A 15,431-nucleotide genomic window follows, 5' to 3' on the forward strand; every position below is an offset into this window, starting at 1 on the left:
TCACTCTTCGACTCATGTCGCTTCTTCCCTGGACCATTTACCTGTCGTTTGCCGGCGCGTTTGTCGCGCTGGTCGCGGGCGCGCGCTGCAAATGCGCCGCGCGCGTCACCGCGCTTGTGTTCTCGCTCGCCGCGCTCGGCGTCACCGCGTTCGCGGCTTTCGACTTCACACCCGGCCCCGCGCTGCAAACCCTCGTCAACGTGCCGTGGATTCCGCAGCTCGGCGTCAGCTACCACCTCGCGGCCGACGGCATCAGCCTCACACTCGTCGTCCTCACCGGCATCGCGTCCGTGGCGGGCATTTTGTTTTCGTGGAACATCGAGGAAAACGTCGGCGAGTTTTTCGCGCTCTACCTCGCGCTCATCGGCGGCGTTTACGGCGTGTTCCTGAGCGCCGACGCGTTCGTGCTTTTTGTCTTCTACGAAATCGCCATCGTGCCGAAATACTTCCTCATCGCAAAGTGGGGCTCCACCAACCGCGAATACGGCGCGATGAAGCTCGTGCTCTATTCGTTCATCGGCAGCGCGCTCGTCATGGCCGGGCTGCTGTGGGCGTTCGCCTCGGCGGCGACGATCCTCAAGGCAAACGGCTACGCGCCCTCGTTCTCGCTTTCCGTGATCGCGCAAGTGGCCGCGCAATTTTCGCACGCGCAACAACTCGGCATGTTCGCGCTCGTGTTCACCGGCTTTGCGGTGCTCGCGGGCATGTTTCCGTTTCACACTTGGGCGCCCACCGGCCACGTCGCCGCGCCCACGGCGGCGTCGATGCTGCTCGCCGGCGTCGTCATGAAACTGGGGGCCTACGGATGCCTGCGCGTGGCCATCCCGCTCTTCACGGAAGGCTACGCCGCGTTCGCGCCCGTCATCGGATGGCTCGCGGTGATCGGCATTGTTTACGCCGGGCTGGTCGCGCTCGTGCAGGAGGATTTCAAATTTGTCATCGGTTACTCGTCGGTCAGCCACATGGGTTTCGTGCTGCTCGGCCTCGCCGCCGGAAACCTCGCCTCGCTCGGCGGCGCGGTGCTGCAAATGTTCTCGCACGGCATCATCGCTGGACTGCTCTTCGCCGTCGTCGGACGCATGGTTTACGAGCGCACGCACACGCGCAACCTCGCCGACCTCACCGCGATGCCGTTGCACAAATTGATGCCCTTCGCCGCGGTCGTCTTTGTGCTCGCCGGACTCGCCTCGATGGGCATGCCCGGCTTCAGCGGTTTCCCCGCCGAGCTCAGCATCCTCGTCGGCGCGTGGAAAACCTCGCACATCTGGACGCTCGTCGCCGCGTGCGGCGTGCTCATCGCCGGCGCGTTCACGCTAAAAGTCGTGCACGTTTCGTTCTTCGGAAAAGCGAATGTTTTTGAAGGGAGTCAGGAGAAGGCGCGCGCCGCGCATGATTTTCCTCCCATAACCTGGCCCGAAAAAATCGGCGCGCTCATCCTCGTCGCCTCGATGATCATCATCGGCGTCAAACCCGGACTGCTTTTGAACTGGATAAATCCCGCACTCGAATCGCCCGCCTTCCAAGCCGCGATGAACGCACTGAAAGGAGGCCTGTAATATGAACGCGACGATCAACTACGCCGAACTCGTTTACGCCCTGCGCCCCGAAATCGCGCTCACGCTCGGGCTGCTGCTGGCGCTTGGCTACGACATGGCCTTCGGGCGCCGCATGTCCGATTGCGCGCGACGCGGCGTCGCCGTGCTCATCGGAATCGTGACGCTTGCCTCCGCCGTTTTCCAAACGCTCCACACAAACGTGCCGCCCGTCGGCCACGCGGCGTATTGGTTTCACGGCGCGTTTGTTTACGACACGCTCGCGCACGGCGTGCGGCTGGGCGTCTTCGGCCTGTCCGCGCTCACGCTGCTGCTCATCGCCGGTTCCATTCCGCATTCCGCACTCCGCACTCCGCATTTCAAACACCCCGCCGAATACGTTGCCATCCAGCTCCTCGCCACGATGGGCTTCTCGCTCATGGCGGTGTCGAACAACCTGCTCATCGCGTTTCTCGGCTTCGAACTCGCGAGCCTCTCGCTCTACGTGATGGCCGGCTTCGACAAAACCAGCCGCGCCTCCGCCGAGGCCAGCCTCAAGTATTTCCTCTTCGGCGGCATGGCGGCGGCGTTCATGCTCTTCGGCTTCTCGCTCATCTACGGAATGACCGGCACGATTGTGCTGCCCGAAATCGCGCGCGCTCTCGCCGTGCAAGGCCCGAGCCCGCTGCTCCTCGTCGCACTCGTGATGGTGCTCGTCGGCTTCGGTTACAAGGCCGCCGCCGCGCCCTTCCACCAATGGGCGCCAGACGTCTATCAAGGCGCGCCCGCGCCCGCCGCCGCGCTCATCGCCTCCGCGTCGAAGCTGGCGGGCTTCGCGTTTTTCGCGCGCCTGCTCTTCAGCGGACTCGGAACCGTGTCAGGCGACGCGATCAATTTCGGCGGCCCCGCCGGATGGATAATGGCGGTCATAATCATATCCGCCGCCTCGATGCTCCTCGGCAACATCGCCGCGCTCGCGCAGACAAACGCGCGCCGCCTGATTGCGTATTCGGCGATCGCGCACGCCGGCATCATGCTCCTCGGCGTGATCGCGGTGCGCGCCGAAGGGGCGGGCCCGCTGTTTTATTACGCGCTCACCTACGGCATCGCGACCATCGGCGTGTTTGGCGTGTTCGCCGCGATCGAACGCACGGCGCCCTGCCAGCGCATCAGCGACCTCGCCGGCCTGTGGAAACGCAGTCCGTTTCTGGCTCTCGTGCTCTTTGTCTGCGTGCTCTCGCTCGCCGGCATCCCGCCGCTCGCGGGCTTCTTCGGAAAATTTTATCTCTTCGCCGCCGCGCTCTATTTGAACGGCCTGATGTCCCCCGCCGGCTGGCTGGCCTTCCTCGCCATCGCCATGAGCGCCGTCGGACTCTACTATTATCTCGTCATCCTGAAAGCCGCGCTCGTGACAAACGCCACCGCCGGCACATCCGCCTCAACGGAAAAAATTCGCGTCCCGCTAGGCACAGTTATCGCCCTCGCCACCTCTGCCGCCCTGACAATCGCCCTCGGCATCTGGCCGGACGTGGTGCTGGGATTGTTCAAGTAAGAAACAGATGCCTTACAAATCAGCGGCGCGGGGATTTTGCCTGAAATGCAGCACCCGCCTTACCGAAATCGTGTCCGAGGTCTCGTCCCAGATAAAATAAATGCCGTAGGGAAAGCGCCTCGTTGTCGCGAGCCGGTATGCGCCCGCACGCTTGCGAAAGAGTTGCGGCGCGCGGGCAAGCTCGGCGAGTTTCGTTTCAATGGTTTGTAGAAATGCAAAACCGAGGCCGGCGTCGCACTGCTCATACCAGCCAAACGCGGCGCGCAGGTCGGCTTCCGCATTGGGGGCTATGCGGACAATGCGTTTCACGGCTTGCGGGTAATGCGCGCTTTCACCTCATCCCATTCCGCGCCTTCCGTCGGATTTGCGTCATAACGCGCCTGATCCTCGGCGAGCGCGTTTTTGTGCCATGCTGGAATGGGAATGACGTTTTCGTTTGCGGAAAGCTCGTCCCACAACTCTTCCATGAGGGCGAGCTTTTCCCCGGCGGTGAGGCGTGCTATTTCGGAGGAAAGTGTCGCGTTCATGCGGGCAACATCGGGTGTAATTTGCGGCTTTGCAAGCGCGCTCATCGCCCTCGCCACCGCCGCCGCCCTGACAATCGCCCTCGGCATCTGGCCGGACGTGGTGCTGGGATTGTTCAAGTAAGATATTCCCAAGGACAAAAATAAAAAGCGCGGCACCACACGGCCGCGCTTTTTTGCGGCCGGCCGGGTGCGATGCAACGTGACACCCCGAAATCATGCATGCGATCAGGAGCGGCGTTTTCCCCAAGTCCCAAAACTTGATTGCGTCGATTTGTGATTTGCCCGGCGGCGCGAGGCTGGTTTTCTAACGGGAGTATTTTTTCCGAACTCAATGATCTCAACCCTTGACGGCCAACACGGCGCGCCAGCCGAAAAGAAACCCAACGACCGGGCGCTGGTTCTGCTTGCCCGCGTGGCGGGGTGCGAGCCGCTCATTTGGCGGTGCCTGACCGTGCGCGAATCGATGTGGCTGCACCAGTTGCACGATGCCATCCAGATCGCGTTCGACTGGTTCGATTACCAAACGCATGAGTTTGCCATTGGAAACACACGTTATGGAAACCCGTTCAAGCGTGACAATATTGTCATTGAGGATGACCGCGATGTGACGCTTGCGGACGTCGGCCTGGCAACGGCGGGGATGGCGCTTTACCGCTATCATTTCGGCGAGGGATGGACGGTGGAGTTGCAGGTTGAGAAGACGGAACCCTGCAAAAAGAATTTCTCCCCTCCGACGTGCGTCGCGGGCGAGCGCGCGGGTCCGCCGGAGGATTGCGGCGGTGTGGAGGCTTACAACGACATGCTCGCGTGCATCAAGGAACCGCACACCGAGATCGGCCAGGAGTGGATCGAATGGCTCGGCCCCGAATACGACGCCGAAAGATTCGATATCAACGCGATCAACAAGGCGCTAAAGGAACGCGCCAAGCATGAGGGCAAAAAGGACGGGGAATAGGGCGGCGCCGGGGCGACCGCGGGTTTACTTGAACAACCGCCTGGCGGTCTTGGAAACTTTCTCGGTGGTGTCCGCAGCTTTGTTCACGGTGCTGTCGGCGGCGTTGATGCCGTCGGCAACCCGGTCGGTTTCCTTTTGCCCACGCTGCGCGGTCTGACCCGCCGGGGTTGAGCAGCCCGCAAATGCGAAAATGGCGCCCGCGAGCGCGAATGTGGAAATAATAATACGAACGAGGTTGCGTGTGGTCATTGTATATTACGGTTAATGTTATTGTGAAAATCAGGTGAATTTTTGCGCGATAAGATTGATCGCGTAAATGCTGCCTTTCAGCGCGCCAAAAAGTAAATCCCCTTGTCATTACAAATGTTGGGAAATTTTGTAATCTCCGCCCGCGCAATCCAATCCGGCGATTAGTATCGCGCCGCCAGTCCGGACAGCGGGCATTATCTTCGTGCCGAAATTGATTATCACGATTTTCTGTGCAATACATACAGCATGATCGAAATAATTAGTGGAACCAATCGCCCCGGCAGTAATAGTCGCAAAGTTGCCGCGCAAATTTTGGAAATTTATAAAAGACACAATGCAGCCGCGCGGATTTTTGACATCGCGGAGATTCCTGCGGAGATTTTTTCGCCCGCCTCCTACACCGAAAAACCCGCCTCGTTTGCTCCGTTTTCACAACGCATCCTTGATGCGAAAGGCCTGCACATCATCACGCCGGAATACAACGGCTCGTTTCCCGGCGTGCTGAAATACTTCATCGACATGCTGCCATTCCCCGAGAGCTTCGAGCACAAGCCCGTCGCGTTCACCGGCATCTCGGCGGGCATGTGGGGAGCGCTCCGCGCCGTCGAGCAACTGGAGCCGATTTTCGGCTATCGCGACGCGCATATTTTTCCCGCGCGCGTATTCATTCCGGGCATTTTTAACGAACTCAACGAATCCGGAAAAATCAAGTCCGCCGAACTCGTGCAACGACTCGAAAAACAGGCGGGTGGTTTCGTCGATTTTGTGAAACGCATCGGGTAATTTTTCCCGTTTCATCGCGCGTTTTGGCGCAGACTGCCAAGTCTGTCTTCAATAAAAATCGCGCGCTTTGCGGAAGCAGACTTGGCAGTCCGCGCCACGCGCGGCCATTTTGGCCGCATGAAGAAAACCCTTGTTGTCCTCACCGGCGCCGGCATGAGCGCGGAAAGCGGAATACCGACGTTTCGCGACGCCGGCGGCTTGTGGGAGGGACATCGCGTCGAGGATGTCGCGACGCCCGAAGCATGGATGCGCAATCCCGCGCTCGTGCTCGATTTCTACAACCAGCGCCGCCGCAAACTCGAACAGGTCGAGCCCAACGCGGGCCACATCGGACTCGCATCGCTGCAGGAGCATTTTGACGTGCATATAATCACGCAAAATGTGGACGACCTGCACGAGCGCGCGGGTTCGAAAAGCGTGCTTCATTTGCATGGCTTGCTCACGCAGGCGCGCGGCACGCAGGCGGGTCCCGGCGAACAAGGCAACACAATCATCGACATCGGATATCGTGATATTGCGATCGGCGACAAATGCCCGCGAGGCTCCCAACTGCGTCCGCATATTGTGTGGTTCGGCGAGGATGTCCCAATGATCGACCCCGCCATCGAACTCGCGGGACGCGCCGATCTATTTGCAATCATAGGCACGTCGCTTGTCGTGTATCCGGCCGCGAGTCTCATCGACCATGTGCCGCCCGGAGCGCCGGTTTACCTGATTGATCCGGCAACAACATCGGGACGCCCGAACGTGCGTCACATCACAACCGGCGCCAGCGAAGGCGTGCGCCAGCTTATGACGGAATTGGTATCGTAGCGCGCCTCACTGCAATTCCAGGCTCGCGAGCGCGCCGGTGGCGGGTTTGCCGGAAAGTGTGACGCGGGATTCCGCGACTCCTTTATCAACAAGGAAACTCCTCACCGATTCCGCGCGCGCGGCGGCCAGTTGGCTCAACTGATCATCGTCGATTCGAATCGTTTCGAGCAGTTGCGCCCGCATCGCCTCGGGTGTCGGCGGCGTTTCGGCGCGGGCTTGTTCCGCCGCGGGGATTTTTTTCCGGTAAAGGATTTCAACAAGGCGGGCTTCGATGGCGGGCGCGAGTTGCAATGCGTCGGTGGAACCGGCGGAGACTTGTCCACCGCTGTTTTCGTTCAGGTATTCCTGTTTCAGGTCGGCTGAAAAGCGGATGCTGCGAAGCGCGGCGCTGTCGGTGTCGGCATCGAAGCCGCCGGAGATTGCGAGGTGCAGCGCGGGGCGTTCGCCAAGCGCCTTGGCGAGCAGGGTGAGTTTCTTTTGGCTGGCTTCGTTCAACGTGTTCGCACCCGCGTGGAACTCGGCGCGGGAAAGGTCGAGCTCCGCGCCGCCGTCCGATTTGCCGCCGATGCCGAGCACGGAGGTGAGCAGGGAGAAGGGCGCGGTGGCGGCCTTCATGATGATGTTGGCGAGCGCGTGACGGACGGCGCGGCCGTATTTGAATTCGGGGTCGTCGAGGCTGCCCTTGATTGGCACGTCGAGGATGATTTTTCCGTTGCGATCGCGCAGGAGCGACACGGCGAGGCCGACCGGCAGGCTGGTTGCGTCGGGGCTGCCGGTGTGCTCGCCAAACTCGAATTGGTCGAGCGTGATGACATTCGCGCTGTCGAGAAAACGCTTCGAAACTTTTGTGCTCACATCGACATTGAGCGTGCCGCCGGCGAGCGTGCGCCCGGCGTATTTTCCGGCGTAGGGGCTGAGCGGCGCAAGCGCGGCGCTGTCGATCGCGAAACGCAGGTCGGAATAAACATCATTGCTGAGCGGGTTGACCTGGCCGGTGAGCGAAACGGGCGCGGCGCCGTTGATTTTTGCGCGGACATCCACGTCGGCGTGGGCGATGTTTTCCGAGGAGAGTCCGGAAACCGCGCCGTTGATTTCGTCGAGCGACATTTTGACAACGGGCGCGATTGACTGGTCGGAAAACGCGACGCGACCTCCGTTGAGCGTGACTTTGCCAATGGTGACGAGCAGGCGCGGCTCGCTTGCCGTGGATGCCGACGCCGCCGGCGCGAGTGTTTGGTTTTCAGCGGACGGTGCGGGTTGCGGTGGCTCGCTTTGCTTGGCGAGGGCGGCGATGTTGAGCAGGCCGTCCGGCGAGATGTTTATTTGCGTGTTGGAGCCGTCGAGCGCGATTTCAGTGATCGCAATTTTTGCGGCGGGCTTTTCGGCGTAGGCGATTTCGCGCACGGCGAGCGTCTTCCACGATTGAAGCGGGCCGCCGGAGGCGTCTTTTACCGCAAAGTCCGTGACACTCGTGCTGCCCGCGACGGCGAGGCCGCTTTCGGGATCAATGGTCGCGGCGGCCTTGACGGCGAGGCGGCCTTTCTCGATGCGCGCGTTGAGGAACTGGCTGACGTGGGCGTCGGCGAGCGTGAGGGGAAGGTTGCCCAGTTCGGCGGAAATTTTTCCGCGCATTGGCGAAATGGCAAGTTCGCCGCCGGCGCGGAGTTCGCCTTCGTCGGCGATGCGCATGGCGAGTTCGATCGCGAGGGGCGAGTCGAGTTTTGCGAGTGAGAAATTCTTGGCGCTCATCGTGTCGATGACGGCCTTGGTGAGCAACGGCGCGTCGAGCGTGGCGTCCTCGATGTTGATGGTGAAATCGCGCACGGCGACTTCGCCCACGGTTATGTCAGGCGCGGGGGCGGGTGCCGCGGCGGGGGCGGGTGCGCTTGTGGCGGAGGCGGGCGAATCGGTGGCCGCGGGGGAGAAAAGTTCGGCGAGGTTGATTCCGCGCGCGTCGTGGCGCAGCGCGACGGCGCCGTTGTCGAACGCGATGCGCCCGATGCGCAGCACGGGCGCGGCGGGTCGCGCGGTGTGGATTTCGGCGGTGATTTCGGAGAGTGCGATCGCACCGATGCCGACGGCGGGGACGGGTTTGCCGCGCTCGGATATCTGGAGATCGCGGAGCGCGATGTCGCTTTGGGCGGTTCGGATGGCGACGCCGTCCGCATCGGCTGCGACTTCGTAGCGCAGGTTGATATCGAGCTTGCCGTCGGTCACGTCGAAGCGAACGAGGTGCCCGTAAAAGGGCGTGTATTTTTTAATGGCGAGGTTTCCGACGCGGATTTCGCCGCGCGAGGAAACCGGGGCGACGGCAAGACTGCCGCGCCACGAAAGCGTTTCGCCGGACTCGGTGGTTGCGGAAAACTCGCCCGGCGCGAGGTCGGGGCGGCCGGTTTGGAAATCGCGCACGGTGAAATTGACCGGGCCGAGTTGCGTGGAGAAGGGTTGCGGCAGGGAGGCGTCGGAGTAGTCGACGCGCGCGTTGGTAATCGAGAGTTCGTTGATGTGGAGGGGCGCGGATTTTTTGTTTTCATCGGACGCAACCGGCTCGGTTTTTTCGTCCGAGATCAGGTCGGCAAAGTTGGGTTTGCCATCGGGCAGGATCGCAATGCGACCGGCGAAACCGTCGAGCGCAATTTTGCGCAGACGCCATTCGCGAGAGATTAGCGTTCGCAAGTCGAGGCTTGCCTGAAGGCTGTCCCAACTGACGAGCGGATCGCGACCGCTGGCGGTTATGGAAAGGCCCTCGATGGAGCAGGAGAGCGCGAGGGGATTGATGCGGACGCGCTCGATTTGCGCGACGCGCGTGACCCGTGGCGTGGAAAGATGCTTGGTGAGCTGTTCTTCGAGGATGTTTTTGGCGATGGGCGGCGCGACAAAAAAGCCGGCCAAGATGAGAACGGCCACAACGATTGCAACGGCGCGAACTATGCGCGCCCATCGCGGCCAGCGGCGGCGCGTGTTTTTGTCTGTGGTGCGTGGAGTTTTGTTACTGTTTGCCGGGGCTGTCATAATTGAATGCAACTTTAATCTTGTTGTGCGAACCGCGCAACTCTCGGGGAGTCAATATATCATAAAACAAAACCCCGATGGCATTTTCGCCACCGGGGTTTCGCTGCTTAAAGCTGAATAATATTAATCCGTTTCGGGATTATATTAGAATTTGAAGACGGCCTGGACACCGGCGAACCACTTGCTCTTGCCGTAAAGATCCTTCGCGATCTTCTCATACTTGGTGTAGCTGACCTCGGCGCCGACGCTGAGGTTTTGGGTAACAGCGTAGGAGGGCTGCGCGGAAAGCTTCCAGAATTGTCCTTTGCCGGAACCGCCCAGCTTGATCTTCTCCTGTCCCATGCTTACACGGCCAGCGAGGCTGAGCTTTTCGGTGAACTGCTGCTTGACCATCACAAGGCCGTAGTAGTCCTCGACGTTGTAGTTGGAGTTTTCACGGCTCTTGCTGTAGAAGAGTTCCGCACCGATCGTGGTTTTGTTGTTGATGACATATTGCGCCCAGACATCGGCGATGTAGGTATCGCTGTAGAGGATCGGATTGTAATTATAGTCACGGTCATCGCGGGTGTTCTGGTAGGCGAGCGTGGCGCCGATGGAGAGAGCGCCGTCATTGTAGCCGAAGTGGCCTTCAACGCCGTAGCCGTCGCTGAGGCTGCCATCACCGCGGTATCCGCCTTCGATATTATAGACGGAGTTAACAACCGCGACGCCGAAGCTCATCTTGTCGAGGGCGTAGTCGAAACGGATGCCTTCGTGGAAGTTCGGAATGATCCATCCCATCTCGTCCGTGCCGTAGGTGATGAAGTTGCAGTTCGGAATATCGAACGCTTCATAACCGATCCAGCTCTGGAAGCGGCCGCCGGTGATGCTGAAACCGTTTCCGATATCGTAGGTGGCGTTGGCTTCGAGGACGTAGAGATCCTTGGCACCGGCATCGGCATAAACGCTGATCTTGGCGGTGACGGGAGCGAAATTAAACGCGAGACCAAGCTTGGCGGCGTCGAGATCCATTTCGGTATCCGAGTTGCCCTTGTCGGGCTTCGTGTATTGGACGGAACCTGCGGCGTAGCCGTAGACGCTCACATTCTGGTGAATGGCAACGTCGGCGCGGGCCGAGAGAGCAAAAGCGGCGGCGAGAGCCAGACCGGCAACTTTGATGATGTTCTTGTTCATAGTTTGGTTAGGTGTTCTTTCAGTGATTAAGGGAGAATCTGGCGGGGTGAGCCGCCGCTGCTGCCTCAACAAGTCAAGATGCATTGAGACAGCCAACTCAGACAGCAGGTGTCGAGGAAATGTTACAAAAAATTAAGTTGGGTTCAAAATTTAGCATGATTTTTTTAAAATTTATAATCCTCTATACAACAACACAATGCGCACACACAGAACGAACTGAAATCTTTTTGCAAAAAATGTTTTCTTAAAAATCTCCCTAAATGCGCCCGCCCATTCGCAAAAAACCGAGCCAAAATAATTCGCCCTCGCCCCTTCCCTCCCTCAAGACAACCTTTACCACATGACCACCGATCTCCCGCGCACACTAAAAATTTCCCGGCGGCCGCTTGCATCCTTTGCGGTGGCGCTGGCACCCTTGCTCGTGCTCGCGGCGGTTCTTTTTAACCAGCGCGGCTTTCAACCCATAATCCTCTTTCTCGCGCTCATACCGGTCGTTCTTTACGCCGCCGTCATCATCATTGTTTTTTCGCAGCGCATTACAATCCGTCCCGACGGCATCGAAACCGTCACCCTGTTTCGATTTCGCCGCTTTATCCGCTTCTCTGAAATCATCCGCACGGAAATCGACCAGCCCGCCGGACGCGACCGGCCCGTCCTCGCACAGATCCACACAAAAAATGCGCAAGACCCCGTGGTCGCCCTGAAGCTGAAAGCGCTCGCGCCCGAGGACGCCGCGTGGCTTTGCGCATTGCCGGAGTTGAAATCGGTGCGGGGCTCGACGTGAATCGACTTATGTCGATTTAATTCGGCAAAGGTCGCCCCAAAAGCGCGGCCTCAGACCAGCGTTTTTACGAGCGTCTCGCGGTCGCCCGGAAGCAAATCCATCGGCGCGATTTCCGGCATCGTGTAGGCGCCGGGACGCAACCGCGTGGCCGCCGCGCGCGCGCACGCCACCATGATTTGCGCGGTCAGCGCGGGGTTGTTGATCCGCATGTTGAATTCGAGCAACTGGTTGTGCGTGCTGCCGCTCACGCCCTTGCGCACCATGTTCACGCCGTGCCCCATGTCCTTGAGCGCATCGACGCTCTCGACTTGAAACACCCGCGTGTCGTCCTTTGCAAAATAGTCGTCCGTCTTGATCGCCTTTTCGACGGCGGCGAGTTTCGCGCCCTTCTCAAGCTCGACGTAAACCATGCGGCGGTGCACGCCCGTGCCGGTGGGGATCGTCATCGAAAGCGCGTCGCGCACGCCCTTCTTCGACTTCGCGCAAACCGAGTGCCCCATGCTCATGCCGGGGCCGAAATTCGTGTAGGTGATCCCGCGCGGCGCCATCGCGAGCATCAACGTGCGCACCATCGAGTCGCTGCCCGGGTCCCAGCCGGCGGAGATCACCGCCGCGCACCCCGATGCCTTGCCCGCCTTGTCGAGCGACTGGCGCAATTTCCACAACGCCTCGCCGTGGATGTCGAAACTGTCCACCGTGTGGATGCCGCGCTTCAAATACTGCGGCGCGGTTTCCGGAATGCTCCGCGTCGGCCCGCAAAGAATCGCCGCGTCAACCTTGCCCAGCTCGTCCACGTCGGACACGACCTTTACGCCCGCGAGCTCCGGCGGCACGGCGGATTTTTTGACCGATGCGGCGCGGCGCACGACGCCCGCCAGCTTCATATCCGGCGCCTCGCGCACCGCATCGACCGCAAAACGACCGATGTTTCCATAACCCACGACAGCGATATTGAGAGTTTTCACAAATCGCACGCATACAAAAAACCGCCCGCGCCGTCACGCGGGAAAACCAAAACCCGGTCGACAATTATTTTTCAAAATACCGCGCGCGCGAAGAAGAAGCGAAGCCAAGGGCGAGTATTTGTGGGATTTTGCCGGTCGAGACATGGGATTAGCGTCGAGGCATGGGTATGAGCCGCCTTTGCACGCCAAAAGCGTGCCACAACTTAGCCCAGGGTGGAGGCTGCGACACCCTGGGGGCTTTGTTTTTAAAATTCAGCGCCCTGAATGGGCGCAACAAATCGTCACGAACCCCGCAACATTGTCGCGCTCCTTACAGGGCACCGGTCTGCGTGTTATTGGCAACCCGGGGTTGCGCGCTTTACGCGCACCCCGGGCTAAGTTGTGTGACGCCTTTGGCGTCATGCTTGCCACTATTCTTTCAACGCCTTGACCAAGTCCAAGCCGAAACATCGCGCGGCAGTTTCATCGCGCAAACACTTCGTCACGAACAAAGTGCAGCCGGATAATGCGAGGGTCATCCTCGAATCCTAGTCATTTATTGCGCATAATCGTTAACGTCAAAAGGCCCGTCCTTCTCCCTACCTTTTGTTATCAGCCCCCACACTTTCTCATTCCTGTTAGTTAGTCTCTTTTTCTTCCTGAATCGCCGTCTCGTCATCGACTATAAAAGTATATCGCAATCGCCACTTCTTTCCGATGAGCGCAAAGATGAGCACGCCGCCGAACGAAAACCAGACGGTAACGATAAGTGGCCAAACAATGATCATTAAAAGTATACCACCGATAATAGTTAATGGTGTGAGACTCGGGTCAATCTCGGCAAACGGTAAGAGAATTAAGAATGTAAAAAAAACTGCACCAACTGCTGATACAAATGTGAATAGAAAGATTGTAGCAAATGTCGGCTTTCGCGCTTTGAATGATATACGCTTCATTTTCTTTCAGATAACGCTGCCAATGAGACATGTGGAGTCAATGGCGTTGATACGTCTGACAATCGCTCACCCGAGTAAGGGCAAAAACCGCCTGAGAAGGATTTATTGATTCCTTGATCACCCCTCACGCCCGGAAAATGACACTCTCTTTTTTAAACATCCGCACGGCGATTGCCAGGGCGGCGGCGGCGTATACGCAGGTTGAGCCGAAGATCAGCGCGATCATGCCAATCGGGAAATTTCCCGAGACCATTTCCTTGCTCACAAGTGCCACGTTCAGGAGCGGCACGAGGGCGTATTTCGCGTTCAACTCCACGCCGGGGAGCATCGCAAGCGCCGCCGGCAATATGATCACGAAAATGAGCGGCGACACATAACTCTGCGCCTCCTTGTAATTCTTCGCGCACAGCGCCACCGAAAACAGCACCGCGGAAAACAACACCGCCAGCGGCACCACCAGCACGCACACGCCGAACAATCCCGGCAGGCTCACCGATATCTCCAGCCCGCCCTCCCCCACGACCTTCGCGCCTTGCACCGCCGCGTCGCCCGCGAGCAGGCGCACCGCGCCAAGCGCCGTCAACGAAAGCGACGCAAGCGTGCACACCACCGTCACCAGCGACGCCGTCAGCACGAGCAGGAATTTGCCCAGCACCAGTTCCGTGCGCCCGACCGGGCTGCACAGGATCGTCTCCATCGTGCCGCGCTCCTTCTCGCCCGCCGTCAGGTCCAGCGCCGAATACATCGCGCCGGTGAAGCACAGCAAAATGAGCAAATATGGAATCAGCCCGCCGAGTTGCGCGCCGCCCACTTTTTCGGGCGGGGCGACGTTTTGCCTTTTTACGGTGAACGGGCGGTGAAAATCTGCGGGCAAATTTTTCGCGGCCAGGCGCGAGCGCACCATCTTGTCCCCATACGCGGAGAAAAAACGCGTCAGCTCCGACACCGCCGCGCCGGAATGCACGTCGCCCGCGTAATTATAAATCATCACCACAGGCGCTTTTCCCAATCGCGCCACGGTCGCGTCAAAGTCGTCCGGCACCTCAACCGCCGCGCGCAGTTGTTTGTTCTCGATCCGCGCCGCGTAATCATCCGCGAAGGGCACCAGTTTTATGCGTTTGTCGGCGGCGAACGCCGCGCGCAGCCGCGGCGAGTCCGCGCCGCCGATCAGCATCACGGTCGGGATTTCCTCGTAGGCCTTGCGCACGCTTTTGTAGCTGACCGCCGCCGCGCCAAACATGAGCACGGGAATGACGACGATTGGCACGACAAACATCGAGATCAGCGAACGCCGGTCGCGCAGCGTGTCGATCAGCTCCTTGCAATACACGGTGGAGATTTGCCGCCAGTTCATTGCGCGCCCTCCTTCAATCGCAAGTCGCCCGAAGCCGGATTCCCGTCCGCCCCGCCAACCACGCGCACGAAAATTTCCTCCATGTCCTGCTCGCCGTGGCGCGCGCGCAACTCCGGCACGCTTCCCTCGGCGAGCAATTTGCCGCCGTGCACAATGCCCACGCAGTCGCACAGTTTTTCAACCTCGCTCATCACGTGCGTCGAATAAACGACCGTCTTGCCGCGCTCGCGACAACCGCGGATAAATTGCACGATTGTGCGCGCCGCCATCACGTCGAGCCCGATCGTGGGTTCATCAAAAATCATGACCGCCGGGTCGTGGATGAGCGTGCGCGCGATGGACACCTTTTGTTTCATGCCCGTGGAAAATTTATCCACGCGCCGGTCGAGAAATTCATCCATGTCGAGCTCGCCCGAAAGCCGCCCGATGCGCGCGCCAATCTCCGCGTCCGCCAAACCGTTGAGCCGCCCGAAATACACGAGCGTTTCGCGCGCCGTGAGACGTCCGTAGAGCGCGGTGCTTGCCGCCATGAAACCGACGTTTGCGCGGACTTTTTCCGGTTCGCGCGTGACATCGAACCCGTTGACGATCGCCGTGCCACCGGTGGGTTTGAGCAGGGTGGCGAGCATGCGCAGCGTCGTTGTCTTTCCCGCGCCGTTCGCGCCGAGCAACCCGTAGATGCGCCCCGACCCGACGGAGAAACTGACATCATCGACCGCCCGAATCTCGCCGCGCTTTTTGTCGCGAAATACCTTTGTGAGATTTTGGACGGCAATCATTGGGGAAAAATATTGGGT

Annotated in this window: 16 protein-coding genes; 7 read left to right on the top strand and 9 right to left on the bottom strand. The window is 59.7% G+C overall.

The window, feature by feature from the left end:
- The first annotated feature begins 14 nt into the window (after positions 1 to 14).
- The gene (locus tag M2447_RS09045) at positions 15 to 1,556 is read left to right on the top strand and encodes an NADH-quinone oxidoreductase subunit M (RefSeq protein ID WP_277558342.1); all 1,542 of its coding nucleotides are present in this window, start codon (positions 15 to 17) and stop codon (positions 1,554 to 1,556) included.
- A 1-nt stretch (position 1,557) separates the two neighbouring features.
- Positions 1,558 to 3,084, top strand: coding sequence for an NADH-quinone oxidoreductase subunit N (locus M2447_RS09050; protein WP_277558343.1), 1,527 nt, complete (start codon positions 1,558 to 1,560; stop codon positions 3,082 to 3,084).
- Positions 3,085 to 3,096: 12 nt separating this feature from the next.
- Here the strand turns inward: M2447_RS09050 and M2447_RS09055 are convergent, their stop codons facing one another.
- Both M2447_RS09055 and M2447_RS09060 read right to left on the bottom strand, forming a co-directional pair.
- A complete protein-coding gene (locus M2447_RS09055) occupies positions 3,097 to 3,393 on the bottom strand; it encodes a type II toxin-antitoxin system RelE/ParE family toxin (protein ID WP_277558344.1) in 297 nt (98 codons plus the stop codon).
- On the bottom strand, positions 3,390 to 3,611 hold the full coding sequence (locus M2447_RS09060) for an addiction module protein (protein WP_277558345.1): 222 nt from the start codon (positions 3,609 to 3,611) through the stop codon (positions 3,390 to 3,392). The genes M2447_RS09055 and M2447_RS09060 overlap by 4 nt, the downstream gene beginning before the upstream one ends.
- Between M2447_RS09060 and M2447_RS09065 the strand changes: the two genes are divergently transcribed.
- Together M2447_RS09065 and M2447_RS09070 are read left to right on the top strand one after the other, a co-directional pair.
- Complete coding sequence (locus M2447_RS09065) at positions 3,610 to 3,732, top strand: hypothetical protein (protein WP_277558346.1); 123 nt, start codon at positions 3,610 to 3,612, stop codon at positions 3,730 to 3,732. The two genes, M2447_RS09060 and M2447_RS09065, sit on opposite strands and share 2 nt — an antisense overlap.
- 210 nt (positions 3,733 to 3,942) lie before the next feature.
- Positions 3,943 to 4,566, top strand: coding sequence for a plasmid pRiA4b ORF-3 family protein (locus M2447_RS09070; protein WP_277509222.1), 624 nt, complete (start codon positions 3,943 to 3,945; stop codon positions 4,564 to 4,566).
- Between the two features lie 24 nt (positions 4,567 to 4,590).
- On the opposite strand, the gene M2447_RS09075 is transcribed toward M2447_RS09070, so the two are convergent.
- Positions 4,591 to 4,815, bottom strand: a complete 225-nt coding sequence (locus tag M2447_RS09075; RefSeq protein ID WP_277509223.1) for a hypothetical protein — start codon at positions 4,813 to 4,815, stop codon at positions 4,591 to 4,593.
- Between the two features lie 246 nt (positions 4,816 to 5,061).
- Between M2447_RS09075 and M2447_RS09080 the strand changes: the two genes are divergently transcribed.
- Both M2447_RS09080 and M2447_RS09085 read left to right on the top strand, forming a co-directional pair.
- Positions 5,062 to 5,598, top strand: a complete 537-nt coding sequence (locus M2447_RS09080; RefSeq protein WP_277558347.1) for an NAD(P)H-dependent oxidoreductase — start codon at positions 5,062 to 5,064, stop codon at positions 5,596 to 5,598.
- Positions 5,599 to 5,715: 117 nt separating this feature from the next.
- Positions 5,716 to 6,411: an NAD-dependent deacylase gene (locus M2447_RS09085; RefSeq protein ID WP_277558348.1), complete on the top strand. Its 696-nt coding sequence runs from the start codon at positions 5,716 to 5,718 to the stop codon at positions 6,409 to 6,411.
- 6 nt (positions 6,412 to 6,417) lie between these two features.
- On the opposite strand, the gene M2447_RS09090 is transcribed toward M2447_RS09085, so the two are convergent.
- Positions 6,418 to 9,303, bottom strand: a complete 2,886-nt coding sequence (locus M2447_RS09090) for a DUF748 domain-containing protein (protein WP_277558349.1) — start codon at positions 9,301 to 9,303, stop codon at positions 6,418 to 6,420.
- A 264-nt stretch (positions 9,304 to 9,567) separates the two neighbouring features.
- Positions 9,568 to 10,596, bottom strand: coding sequence for an outer membrane beta-barrel protein (locus M2447_RS09095; protein ID WP_277558350.1), 1,029 nt, complete (start codon positions 10,594 to 10,596; stop codon positions 9,568 to 9,570).
- 340 nt (positions 10,597 to 10,936) lie between these two features.
- Between M2447_RS09095 and M2447_RS09100 the strand changes: the two genes are divergently transcribed.
- Positions 10,937 to 11,380 (top strand): hypothetical protein, encoded by a 444-nt coding sequence (locus M2447_RS09100; protein ID WP_277509229.1) that lies wholly within the window; start codon positions 10,937 to 10,939, stop codon positions 11,378 to 11,380.
- Positions 11,381 to 11,430: 50 nt separating this feature from the next.
- Here the strand turns inward: M2447_RS09100 and M2447_RS09105 are convergent, their stop codons facing one another.
- The 4 genes from M2447_RS09105 to M2447_RS09120 form a co-directional block, all read right to left on the bottom strand.
- On the bottom strand, positions 11,431 to 12,345 hold the full coding sequence (locus M2447_RS09105) for a diaminopimelate dehydrogenase (protein ID WP_277558351.1): 915 nt from the start codon (positions 12,343 to 12,345) through the stop codon (positions 11,431 to 11,433).
- A gap of 617 nt (positions 12,346 to 12,962) precedes the next feature.
- Positions 12,963 to 13,280 carry a hypothetical protein gene (locus M2447_RS09110; protein ID WP_277558352.1) on the bottom strand — a complete coding sequence of 106 codons (318 nt, stop codon included), beginning with the start codon at positions 13,278 to 13,280 and terminating at the stop codon, positions 12,963 to 12,965.
- A 124-nt stretch (positions 13,281 to 13,404) separates the two neighbouring features.
- A complete protein-coding gene (locus M2447_RS09115) occupies positions 13,405 to 14,634 on the bottom strand; it encodes an ABC transporter permease (protein ID WP_277558353.1) in 1,230 nt (409 codons plus the stop codon).
- The gene (locus tag M2447_RS09120; protein WP_277558354.1) at positions 14,631 to 15,413 is read right to left on the bottom strand and encodes an ATP-binding cassette domain-containing protein; all 783 of its coding nucleotides are present in this window, start codon (positions 15,411 to 15,413) and stop codon (positions 14,631 to 14,633) included. The genes M2447_RS09115 and M2447_RS09120 overlap by 4 nt, the downstream gene beginning before the upstream one ends.
- Between the last annotated feature and the right edge of the window lie 18 nt (positions 15,414 to 15,431).

The organism is Ereboglobus sp. PH5-10, from assembly GCF_029504735.1.
In the GTDB taxonomy this organism is placed as follows: domain Bacteria; phylum Verrucomicrobiota; class Verrucomicrobiia; order Opitutales; family Opitutaceae; genus Ereboglobus.